Origin of the sequence: Burkholderia sp. IMCC1007, from assembly GCF_027257875.1 — a bacterium.
Lineage (GTDB): Bacteria > Pseudomonadota > Gammaproteobacteria > Burkholderiales > Burkholderiaceae > Burkholderia.
Window position 1 is genome coordinate 12,114 of record NZ_JAPVQY010000042.1, and the last position, 10,978, is coordinate 23,091.

The 10,978-nt window shown below is 68.1% G+C and carries 11 protein-coding genes and 1 pseudogene; 6 read left to right on the plus strand and 6 right to left on the minus strand.

The genetic code is table 11. From position 1 onward, the window contains the following. Positions 1-359: 359 nt before the first annotated feature. Entirely contained in the window at positions 360-1,607 is a 1,248-nt protein-coding gene (locus tag O1Q03_RS28145; RefSeq protein WP_269507303.1) for a lytic transglycosylase domain-containing protein, read from the minus strand. A 392-nt stretch (positions 1,608-1,999) separates the two neighbouring features. Next, positions 2,000-3,160, minus strand: coding sequence for a porin (locus O1Q03_RS28150; protein WP_269507304.1), 1,161 nt, complete (start codon positions 3,158-3,160; stop codon positions 2,000-2,002). Positions 3,161-3,645: 485 nt separating this feature from the next. Between O1Q03_RS28150 and O1Q03_RS28155 the strand changes: the two genes are divergently transcribed. Further along, positions 3,646-4,239 carry a flavin reductase family protein gene (locus tag O1Q03_RS28155; protein ID WP_269507305.1) on the plus strand — a complete coding sequence of 198 codons (594 nt, stop codon included), beginning with the start codon at positions 3,646-3,648 and terminating at the stop codon, positions 4,237-4,239. A 40-nt stretch (positions 4,240-4,279) separates the two neighbouring features. Here O1Q03_RS28155 and O1Q03_RS28160 read toward each other — a convergent pair whose 3' ends face one another. Continuing rightward, entirely contained in the window at positions 4,280-5,176 is an 897-nt protein-coding gene (locus O1Q03_RS28160; protein ID WP_269507306.1) for a LysR family transcriptional regulator, read from the minus strand. 97 nt (positions 5,177-5,273) lie between these two features. Between O1Q03_RS28160 and O1Q03_RS28165 the strand changes: the two genes are divergently transcribed. From O1Q03_RS28165 to O1Q03_RS28175, 3 genes are read left to right on the plus strand one after another with little or no spacing between them, the layout of a single operon-like run. Further along, a complete protein-coding gene (locus O1Q03_RS28165; RefSeq protein ID WP_269507307.1) occupies positions 5,274-6,572 on the plus strand; it encodes a CitMHS family transporter in 1,299 nt (432 codons plus the stop codon). A gap of 39 nt (positions 6,573-6,611) precedes the next feature. Then, positions 6,612-7,973: an acyclic terpene utilization AtuA family protein gene (locus tag O1Q03_RS28170; protein WP_269507308.1), complete on the plus strand. Its 1,362-nt coding sequence runs from the start codon at positions 6,612-6,614 to the stop codon at positions 7,971-7,973. Next, entirely contained in the window at positions 7,973-8,284 is a 312-nt protein-coding gene (locus tag O1Q03_RS28175) for an AtuA-related protein (RefSeq protein WP_269507310.1), read from the plus strand. Before O1Q03_RS28170 ends, O1Q03_RS28175 begins: the two co-directional genes overlap by 1 nt. A 25-nt stretch (positions 8,285-8,309) precedes the next feature. Here the strand turns inward: O1Q03_RS28175 and O1Q03_RS28180 are convergent, their stop codons facing one another. Continuing rightward, positions 8,310-9,131 (minus strand): carbon-nitrogen hydrolase family protein, encoded by an 822-nt coding sequence (locus tag O1Q03_RS28180; protein WP_269507311.1) that lies wholly within the window; start codon positions 9,129-9,131, stop codon positions 8,310-8,312. A gap of 149 nt (positions 9,132-9,280) precedes the next feature. Here O1Q03_RS28180 and O1Q03_RS28185 point away from each other — a divergent pair, with 149 nt between their 5' ends. Further along, positions 9,281-9,487 (plus strand): hypothetical protein, encoded by a 207-nt coding sequence (locus O1Q03_RS28185; protein ID WP_269507312.1) that lies wholly within the window; start codon positions 9,281-9,283, stop codon positions 9,485-9,487. A gap of 42 nt (positions 9,488-9,529) precedes the next feature. Here the strand turns inward: O1Q03_RS28185 and O1Q03_RS28190 are convergent, their stop codons facing one another. Continuing rightward, positions 9,530-10,336, minus strand: coding sequence for a response regulator transcription factor (locus O1Q03_RS28190; protein ID WP_269507313.1), 807 nt, complete (start codon positions 10,334-10,336; stop codon positions 9,530-9,532). A gap of 130 nt (positions 10,337-10,466) precedes the next feature. On the opposite strand from O1Q03_RS28190, the gene O1Q03_RS28195 reads away from it, so the two are divergent. Beyond that, positions 10,467-10,685 (plus strand): hypothetical protein, encoded by a 219-nt coding sequence (locus O1Q03_RS28195; RefSeq protein WP_269507314.1) that lies wholly within the window; start codon positions 10,467-10,469, stop codon positions 10,683-10,685. 28 nt (positions 10,686-10,713) lie between these two features. Here O1Q03_RS28195 and O1Q03_RS28200 read toward each other — a convergent pair. Then, positions 10,714-10,898 (minus strand): annotated as a pseudogene (locus tag O1Q03_RS28200) (phosphatidate cytidylyltransferase); the annotation flags it as partial. Positions 10,899-10,978: the final 80 nt, after the last annotated feature.

Consider the following 10,978-nt stretch of genomic DNA (forward strand, 5'->3'; position numbering starts at 1 on the left):
CAGGCCGACGGGGAAGTGCCGGCCGCCTCGGTCCGCAGATCGGTGGCGCAGCCGTCAGTGCTGGGGGCTCCGGATGGGCGCGACGTCCAGCTACGGTTGATGGGCAAAAAACGTTTACCGTCACGCGGCGACCATGCCGGATTGCCGCGCCGGCGCAGCGGTGCCGGCGTCGATCAAGCACTACGTGAATACGCGGCCGATGCAGAAAATCGCGACCGCCCGCGACAAATCGTTCCTGGATCGCGTCGCGCATGTGCATCACCCGCTGGCGTCGACCGTAGCGATGCCGTCCCGCACGGCGTTGGTCCGGGTTAATCCGCCGACCCGCGCCGGTTGCCGGCGCGCAGTCGGCCCGCACGCTACTTCGAGATGTACCAGAGTGCGTCGGTGCTGACGCGCGGGGCCGGAGTCGTCGCGGCCGGCGCCTGAGGTGCCGCAACGGGCGGCGGCGTGTTCGACGTCACTGCGGTGGGCCACGTCGCCGGCGCGGTCGGGGCCGCCGTCGCACTGTTCGCCGTGCTCGACGGCGCGGCCGAACCCGACGTCGACGCCGTGTCGATGTACCACAGCGCATCGGCCGATGCGGTGCGCTTGGCTGCGGCATTCGTGCCGTGCTTCGGTGCGGGCGCCGTGCCGGCCGCCACTGGCGCCGTTGCCGCTGCCGTCGCGCCCGAACGCGACGTTCCCGCTGCCGCTCCAGCGCCTGCCTGTGCCGTCGTCCCGGCGCCGCCGCGCTGCGCACGCGCCTCGAACGGCCCGAGCTGGAAGATCAACGTTTGCGCGGGACGTGTCAGAACGGCATACGGGAACTGCAGCTCCCACGACATCAGTACGCGGCCCGACGACGTTTCGGTAAAGATCGCCGGCACGTGCTTCATGTCGCTGAACTGCACGTAGATCCGCGAGCCATCGTCGAACACCTGGGTCGGCTTCGCCTGGTCGGCGCCCGTGACGGTCCAGCCGAAGTTGTACGTGCCGGCCGGGCCGGCGGGGCCGCCTTGCGGTTGCGGCGGCGGCGCGGCCGGTGCGAGCGTGCGCGGCCGCGTGACCGCCGGCGCCGGCACGCTCAGGCTCGCGAACGGGTTGTACGGCTGCACCTGTTGCGGCGGCGTAAAGGACGGTGGAAGGATGGGCATGGGAGTATCCGGCGAATCCGGCAGGGTCCGGATCGCATCATAGACCTTGCGGGCATACGCGAGGCGCTTGTCGGGCGACGCGGCGTTGTACGCGCCGATCGCGTTCCAGTTCGCGCCGAGCTGGCGGATGTTCTGCGACAGGATCCACGCGCCGACATACGCGTTGGTGCACGCATCGAACAGGCTTTCCCGCGTGATGCCTTCGCGCGCGAGCGTGGGCAGCCACGTGCTGTTGATCTGCATCAGGCCGATGTCGACGGTGCCGTTCGTGTTGGTGTTGATGGCGTTCGGATTCATCCCCGATTCGACCTGCGCGATGCCGCGCAGCAGGCTCACGCTGACCTTCTGGAAGATGGCCGCGTCGTCGAGGCAGTCGGCACGCGCGACGCCGTGCAGCGCGCACGACAGCGCGACCGTCGCGACGATCTTCGGCGAGGAGTGGCTGATCGAACGGGCAGTCTGACGCGGCATGGAAGGATGGGGCGGAATCCGGCCGCCCGATGCAAGGAAATTACGCAGACGCGAAGTGTGCCATAGCGCGCAAACAAATGGCTCGCATCACACTTTCCTTTGCATTTGGCGGCCGTCCGGCGCGTGTTGCCGGCGCTGCCGGCATGGTGCGACCTGCTGCAATCGGTAAAAAGGACTGCTTGCCGGGGGCGCGCCGACCCACGCGATGATAGTCACGAAGCTGACGCCGCGCGTCAGCCCTGCCGTGCATGCGGCGACGAACGAAGTGCATCGCGAGCCGGATGCCCGCCGATGCGCGGGCCGGAAACGACGACGGCGGCCGAAGCCGCCGTGTCGGTCGATCGTCGATCGGGCGCCGGCCGGCCGCGCAGTGCGCAGCCGGCCGCCGTCGATCAGAAGCGGTGACGCAGCCCGAGGTTGACGAGGGTCTGCGAGCTCGTGCCCGCATAGCCGTACGACCCGATCGATGCCTGCGCGGCCATCGACCCGCCGTTGCCGTCGCCGGTGCGGCCGCTCGCGTGCTGGTACGCGGCGGTCAGGTACACGTCGGTGCGCTTCGACAGGTTGTAGTCCGCGCCGGCCGACACCTGGTGATAGGTCGCCGACGTGTCGCCGCCCGAGCGCGTGCAGCTGTAGCCGACGCCCACGAGCAGCGCGTTCGTCGCCTGGTAGTTCACGAAGCCTTGCCCGGTGTTGTAGTGCTCGTTCGAGTTGAAGACGGAGCTTGCGTCGCGGCGGTATTGCGCGTTGCTGTAGCCGAGACCGAACGTGAACGGGCCGGCGACGTACTGGCCCGCGATCCGCGCGATGCCGATCGAGTGCGCGCTTGCATAGCCGCTGTTGATCGGGCCGTCGAACGTGCCGTCCGACGAGCTGTTCCAGCCGTTGCGAACCGTGTTCGAGGCGGGGCTGTTGGTCGCGTGGAAGTAGCCGCCCGCGACGCTGAACGGCCCGTTGCTGTACGTCACGGCGGCCGAATACGATTGCGCGGCGCCGGTGCTGCCGGCGATCCCGCCGAACGAATACATCGCCGAGAACTGCAGACCCGAATACACCGCGGACGTGTACTTCACGGCGTTGTCGACGCGGAAGCTGTTGTCGTAGTTGTCGACGTCGCCCGCCGTCGCGAACGCGCTGCCGAGATAGTTGTCGGCGGTGATGCCCTGCACGAGGTCGATGAGCGGATCGTACTGGCGGCCGAACGTGAGCGTGCCGTAACGGTCGCTCGTCAGGCCGACGAACGCCTGCCTGCCGAACAGGCGGCCGTTCTGGCCGAGGCGGCCGTTGCTCGGATCGAAGCCGTTCTCGAGCTGGAACAGCGCCTTCAGCCCGCCGCCGAGATCCTCGGTGCCCTTCACGCCCCAGCGGCTGCCGGCGAGGTTGCCCGCGCTGCTGTTGCCCAGCATCCACGCGCTGTCCTTGCCCTGCGCATGATTCACGTACGTGATCGACGTGTCGATCACGCCGTACAGCGTGACGCTCGACTGGGCATGCGCGACGGGCATTGCCGCGAACGACGCGATCGAAAGCAGCGAAAGGGTCGTGCGTTTCATTTCATCTCCTTGCGTATTGATTTGCATCGGTAAACCGGAATGGCAGGAGACTACCGAGCCGCACGCGAACGACAAAAACGAAATTCTCCGATGTGACGTAAAGCAGACAGCTGCATGCTGCGGCAAGGTCTATTGAGGGATTGGCATTATTGAGATATTCGTATCAATCGATTCGGCATCCGAGATTTCAGGATTGGCGTATTGCCGGATTCGTGATAATTCCGCGCGAATTTCGACTGAATTTCGGAAGCGCGGCATTCGTCGCCGATTGGTCAATTCATTATTTAATGAATTGAATCGCGCGACGGGGGGCGGGCATGTTATCGCGCGCGTGGCACGCGTCACGCCGGAGCGGACCCGCGCGCTTGCCGGCTCGGCGTTCGCGTTGTGCACGGGCCTTCCCGCACGCCCGGCGAAGCCCCGCATTGAATGCGAGAATGCGGCCTTCGGCCGGCGCATTTCGCGTCGCTTTCCAGGGAATTCGAATGGACAGTCATATCGCTCCGGTGGAGCTGAAGAAAGCCTACCGTCTCCTCAACCACGGCCCGACGGTGCTCGTGTCGGCCCGCCACGACGGCGTCGACAACGTGATGGCCGCCGCGTGGGCATGCGCGCTCGATTTCCTGCCGCCGAAGCTCACCGTCGTGCTCGACAAGTCCGCGAAGACGCGCGAGCTCGTCGAGCGCAGCGGCACGTTCGTGATCCAGGTGCCGACGGCCGCGCAACTGCAGCTCACGCATGCGGTCGGCAGCCACAGTCTCGCCGAGCGGCCCGACAAGCTGCGTGAAGCGGGCGTCACGCTGTTCGACGTCGAAGGGCACGACCTGCCGTTCGTCGCCGGCTGCTCGGGCTGGCTCGCGTGCAAGCTGATTCCGGAGCCGCACAACCAGCAGACCTACGACCTGTTCATCGGCGAAGTGGTGGGGGCGTGGTCGGACACGCGCGTGTTCCGCGACGGCCACTGGTATTTCGAATCGGCCGATCCGGCGCTGCGCAGCCTGCACTACATCGCGGGCGGCAACTTCTATGCGATCGGCGAATCGATGCACGTCGATCCGGGCCGGACGCACTCGCAGTAAGCGCCGCGGCAGTACCGTTGCGTCGTCCGAAGCGCGCGGCTCACGCGCGCTTTTTCAATGCGGCCAGCATGACGTCGGCGAACGCCTGCGCGACGCGCGGCAGCGTGCGTCCGCGCTTCGCGACGAGCGCGATCGGCCGCACGAACGCCGGGTCGTCGATCGGCTTCGCGACGAGGTCGGGTTCGGCGCGCACCTCGCGCGCGGTCGCCGGCAGGATCGTCACGCCGAGGCCGCCGCGCACCATCGCGACGGCCGTCATCATGTAGGTCGGTTCGCATGCGATGTCGGGCGTGCAGCCGGCCGCTTCCAGCGCGCGATCGACGACGCTGCGCACGCTCGTGCCCTGTGCGGTCAGCACGAGCGGCACAGCCGCGACGTCGGCGGTGCGCACGCGCCGCTTGCGCGCGAGCGGATGATCCTTCGGGCACACGGCGACGAGCTGGTCGGCGCCCGCATACAGCACGTCGAGCGACGCGTCGAACGCATCGCCGCCCGTCAATCCGAGATCGGCTTCCTCGTTGCGCACCAGCGCGGTGACGAGGCTCGCGACGCCGTCGCGGATCTCGAAGCCCGCGCGCGGCACGTCGCGCCGGAACGACTGGATCAGCTCGGGCAGCAGGCTCGACGCGAACGTCGCCAGGCACGCGAGCCGCACCGTGCCGCTCGCGCCTTCGCCGAGCGCGCGCGCATCGCGCAGCACACGCTCCATGTCGTCGAGCGAGCGCTGCAACAGCGGCAGCAACTCGCGCCCGGTCTGCGTGAGCGCGACGCTGCGGCTGTTGCGGTCGAACAGGCGTGCCCCGACGATTTCCTCGAGCCGGCGGATCTGCACGGTCAGCGCCGGCTGCGACAGGTGCAGCCGCGCGGCGGCGCGCGTGAAGTTGCCGGCGTGCGCGACGGTGACGAACGCGCGAATGTCGCGGAGATTCAGATCCATAACGGTTCGTGATTGCTGCGATCAAATCATTTCAATTGTGCTATCGCTGCGCCGACCTTACGCTCGTCTCCAACAAAAGACAAGGTAGGAGACACCGATGCTGCCGCTACTCGGGCTGGGCACGATCGTCGTGCTGCTGGCCGCGATTCTGTCGAAGCGGATGTCGCCGCTCGTCGCACTGATCATCGTGCCGATCGCGGCGTCGCTGATCGGCGGCTTCGGGCTGCATACGAGCAAGTTCGTGATCGACGGGCTGAAGGGCCTCGCGCCCGTCGTCGGGATGTTCGTGTTCGCAATCCTCTATTTCGGGACGATCACCGACGCCGGCACGCTCGATCCGATCATCGACCGGATCCTGCGCGCGGTCGGCACGCGACCCACGCGCATCGTGATGGGCACGACGCTGCTCGCGCTGCTGATCCACCTCGACGGCTCGGGCGCGGTCTGCTTTCTCGTGACGATTCCGGCGGTGCTGCCGCTGTACGACCGGCTGAAGATGGACCGCCGCGTGCTGGCCGCCGCTGTGTCGATGGCCGCCGGCATCAACTTCCTGCCGTGGACAGGGCCGATGATCCGTGCGTCGGCGTCGCTGCACCTGCCGGTGTCGGCGCTGTTCAATCCGCTGATTCCGGTGCAGGCGATCGGCCTCGTGTTCGTGTTCGGCGTCGCGTACTGGCTCGGGCGGCGCGAGGAGAAGCGGCTCGGTCTGTCGGGCAACGACGCGTCGATCCCGCTGCCGAAACGCGAGCTGACGCCCGACGAGCAGGCGCTGCGCCGCCCGCACCTGTTCTGGTTCAACCTGCTGCTGACGCTCGTCGTGCTCGGCACGATGGTCGTGATGGGCGAGAAGATTCCGCCGGCGATCATGTTCATGGTCGGGCTGTGCGTCGCGCTGATGGTGAACTACCCGGACGTCGACATGCAGCGCAAGCGCATCGACGCGCATGCGCGTGCCGCGCTGATGATGGCCGGCATCCTGCTCGCGGCCGGCGTGTTCACCGGGATCATGCAGGGCAGCGGCATGCTGAAGGCGATGGCGCAGGCGGCGGTCGGCTTCGTGCCGCCGTCGATGGCCGGCCACATTCCGGTCGCGCTCGGCCTCGTGTCGATGCCGCTCAGCATGCTGTTCGATCCGGACTCCTTCTACTTCGGCGTGCTGCCGGTGATCGCCGAAGTGGCCGGCCAGCTCGGCGTGCCGGCCGTGCACGTCGGGCAGGCCGCGCTGCTCGGCCAGATGACGACCGGGTTTCCGGTCAGCCCGCTGACGCCCGCGACGTTCCTCGTCGTCGGCCTGTGCGGTATCGAGCTGGCCGAGCATCAGAAGTTCACGTTTCCGCTGCTGTTCGGCGCGTCGATCGTGATGACGATCGCGTGCGTCGTGCTGGGCATCTTTTGATTTTTGCCGGCGCGCGCCGGATGACGGTACGGTACGAACATGACAGCAAAGCCTTTACATCAACCGCGCGTGCGCATCGGCGCGGGCGCCGGCTACTCGGGCGACCGGATCGAGCCCGCGGTCGAACTGGCCGAACACGGACAGCTCGATTATCTCGTCTTCGAATGCCTGGCCGAGCGCACGATCGCGATCGCGCAGCAGGCGCGCCGCAAGGATCCGGCGCTCGGCTACGACCCGTTGCTCGACGCGCGCATGCACGCCGTGCTGCCGGTGGCCGCGGCCCGGGGCGTGCGCATCGTGTCGAACATGGGCGCGGCGAATCCGCGCGCGGCCGCGCGGCGCACCGCGCAGATCGCGCAGTCGCTCGGCCTCGCGGGGCTGAAGGTCGCGGCGGTCGAGGGCGACGACGTGCTCGACGTCGTGCTGCGCGGCGCGTTCCGCTTCGAGGAATCGGGCGAGGAAGTGGCCGCGTATCGCGAGCGCATCGTGTCCGCGAACGCGTATCTCGGCGCGGCGCCGATCGTCGACGCGCTCGCGGCCGGCGCGGACGTCGTGCTGACCGGGCGCGTCGCCGACCCGTCGCTGTTCGTCGCGCCGCTGATCCACGCGTTCGGGTGGCGGATGGACGACTGGGACACGCTCGGACAGGCGACGGTCGTCGGCCACTTGCTCGAATGTGCGGGCCAGGTGACGGGCGGCTATTTCGCGGATCCGGGTTACAAGGACGTGCCGAACCTCGCGCGCCTCGGGTTTCCGATCGGCGAGGTCGAGGCCGACGGCTCGGTCACGATCACCAAGGTGCCGCACGCGGGCGGCCGCGTGAGCGCGGCGACCTGCAAGGAACAACTGCTGTACGAGATTCACGATCCGGCGCGCTACCTGCAGCCCGACGTGGTCGCGGATTTCACGCGGGTGGCCGTCGTGGAGGAAGCGACCGACCGCGTGCGCGTGACGGGCGGGCGCGGCACGGCGCGCACCGACACGCTGAAGGTATCGGTCGCATACGTCGACGGTCATATCGGCGAAGGGCAGATCTCGTACGGCGGGCCCGGCGCGCTGGCGCGCGCGCGGCTCGCGCTCGAGATCGTGCGCGAACGGCTCGCGCTGACCGGCGTGGCCGCGACCGAATTGCGCTTCGACCTGATCGGCGTCGATGCGCTGTACGGTACGGCGACGCCCGCGGTGCGTGGCGAGCCGGCCGAGGTCCGCATCCGGGTGGCCGGCCGCGCGGCGAGTGCGGCGGAAGCCGCGCGGATCGGCAACGAAGTCGAGACGCTTTATACGAACGGGCCGGCCGGCGGCGGCGGCGCGTTCAAGTCGACGCGCGAGGTGATCGCCGTGCAGTCGGTGCTGTTGCCGCGTGCGGCCGTGACGCCGTCGTTTTCATTCGTGGAGGCATGATGCAACTGCGTGAACTCGCGCATGCGCGCACTGGCGACAAGGGCAATACGCTGAACGTGTCGGTCATCTGCCGCGATCCGCGTCATTACGATCATCTGCGCGCGCATCTCGATGCGCAGGCCGTGAAGGCATGGCTCGCGGGCATCGTGCACGGCGACGTCGTGCGTCATGAGTTGCCGACGCTCGCCGCATTCAATTTCGTGTTGCGCGATGCGCTCGGCGGCGGCGTCACGCGTTCGCTCGCGCTCGATGCGCATGGCAAGTCGGTCAGCTCGGCGCTGCTGGCGATCGACGTGCCGGCTCCGGTGTGACGATGCGGCGCGGTCGTGCCGGCGATCATGGAATCAGCAACTCACGCCGTCCGTCCGCGTGCTCGATGCGCTCGCCGCCGATGTGCAGGCGCTGGTCGGCGCGATAGTCGTAGATCGCGCGCGACGCGGCGACCTGCTCGAGATCGAGTTCGACCGTGTGGCGCGATTCGCCGCTGCCGGCTTCAAAAATCAGGTTTCCGAACGGATCGGCCGCGAGACTGCCGCCCGCGAACACGACGTCGTGCGTGCTGCCGCCGACGCGGTTCGCGACGACCGCGAACACCTGGTTTTCCATCGCGCGCGCCGACACCGACGTGCGGTGCACCTGGCGGTACGGCTCCATGTTGCCGTCGGTCACGAGGATCAGCTGCGCGCCGAGCGCCGCGAGCGCGCGGCCGCTTTCCGGGAATTCGCTGTCGTAGCAGATCAGCAGGCCGATCCGCACGCCGCGCCATTCGACGGTCGCGTAGCGGTCGCCGGGCAGCACCACGCCGCGCTCCGACACCCACAGATGTGTCTTGCGATAGTGCAGCGCGATGCCGTCCGGCGTGACGAACACGGTCGTGTTGTAAAAGCGCCCGCCGTCGTTCTCGATGAGCCCGACCACCACCGCGACGTTGCGCGCCCGCGCGGCCTCGATCACCGCGCCGACGCTCGGGCCGTCGAGCGGCTCGGCCACGCGCTCGAGTTCCGACGGATCGAGAAAGCCGGTGAGTTGCGCTTCCGGAAACATCACGATGTCGGTGCCGGGCGCGCAGCTCGCGATCGCTTCGAGCGTGCGTTGCAGGTTGTAGCGCGTATCGCCGTCGCGGCCGGCGAGCTGGATGATGTCGAGCTTCAGTTTCATGAGTGATTCCGCAGGAAGGACCGGCATCGATGCCGGGATGTCCGAGTATGCGCCGAACGGCCGGTTTTCCTATCCCGCCGACGCGTTAACCCGGCAGGGGTATTGATTCCGGGCCACGCGGCGGGTGTTTTTCGTATGGTCTGACCAGTGTGACGGTCGCCGCGAACGAGCAGAGCATCGGGCTCGCGCAGGTCGACGAGGCGGTGTCGCAGCGCGATCACTCGACGCAGCAGACCGCCGCGCCGGTCGAGGAGTCGGCGCGCGGCGCTGCTGTGCGAGCAGGCCGCGCGGCTGACGCAGACGTCGGCGAATTCAAGCTCGCGCGGCCGCCGTCGGCCGATGCGCTCTCCGCGTGAGTCCGGCTGCGCCGCTCGCAGTCGGGCGGCGCGGGCCCTGCGTCATCCGGCCGTCTGCGCCTTCAGGAACAACGCGAACAGCTCGGACTGCGAATTGATGTCGAGCTTCGCATAGATGTTGCGCCGGTGCACCTTGACCGTTTCCGCCGAGATCGCCAGCTTGTTCGCGACTTCCTTGTTCGAGCGGCCGCTCAGGATCAGCCGGATCACGTCGAGTTCGCGCGCGGTGAGCGGCGTGCCGAGCCGCGCCATCGCGTGCTCGAAGCCGCCGCGCGCAGCGCTGTCGGCGCCGCGCGGCGCTGCGGGCCCGGCGGGCTCCGCGGCGGCCGGCTCGAATGCGAGCCGCTGACGCATCAGGCCGGCGACCCAAGGGCGAATCAGGTCGAGCAGCGCGACCTGCTCGGGGCTGAAGCGCCGCTTGCTGCCGAGCGACAGGCACAGCGTGCGCGTGCGGTCGAGCACGACGTTGAACTGCACCTCGTCCTCGACCACGTTGTGCGTGAAGTACAGCGTGTAGTAATCGGTATCGCGAAAGCACTCCGGCGCGACGTCGGACAGCCGGAACAGGCCGCTTTTCGGCGCATCGCGGTTCGCGATATAGAACGGATCGAGCTGGTACAGCCCCTGCACGTAGTCGCGAAACAGCGGGTCGGGGCCGCCGCCTTCGTACGGACATTCGGCGAACACCTGCGGGCGATCGTCGCCGAACATCAGCACGACCCAGCTGTCGATCGCGACGTATTCCTCGATCAGCCGGGTCAGCGCGAGCCAGAAGCCCGACTGGTCGAGCGACTCGACGAGCCGGCCGACCGACCGGTGCCAGGCGACGTCCTGCAAGCTCAGGTTCATGCGTGTGTCCATGTCGGGCCGGACCGGCGCGCTGCGCGCTTGCGATGGCGCACCGAGCGTGTGCGCTACGGGCTCGTGGGCGCATGCCCGCGCGCGCGGCACGGGCCGCGCGCATCCGCCGGATCCTGGAATGAAGAACGAGATCGTAACGCCGGCCGGCGCGAATGGCGAGGCCGTGCGCGGCTGTCAGTGCGGGGCGCTCGCCGTACTGCCCGCGCTTGCGCTATTCGCTGCGCTTGCCGCGGTGTCGCCAGTTCATGCGGCCGAGCAGGTTCATCCCGAGCGCCAGCTGCACAAGTTCATCCGCCGGTTTCCGTTGATGCTTTCGTGCCGCGCGGCGCCGGCATGATGTCATGCGCCGGCGCGGCACGAACGCATCACACGTACAGATAACGCACGAGGTGGAAGAACACCGGCGCGGCGAAGCAGATCGAGTCGACGCGATCGAGCATCTCGCCGTGCCGGCGATCATCGAGCCCCAGTCGTTCGTGCCGAGCGAGCGCTTGACGGCCGACAGCACGAGCCCGCCGACGAAGCCCGCGATCACGATCGCGAGCGAGATTCAAACTGCTAATTCGCGTGGTACTTCTCGTTCGATTCGCAGCTTTCTAAGTCGTACGTCAGTACACGTCAATTAGACAG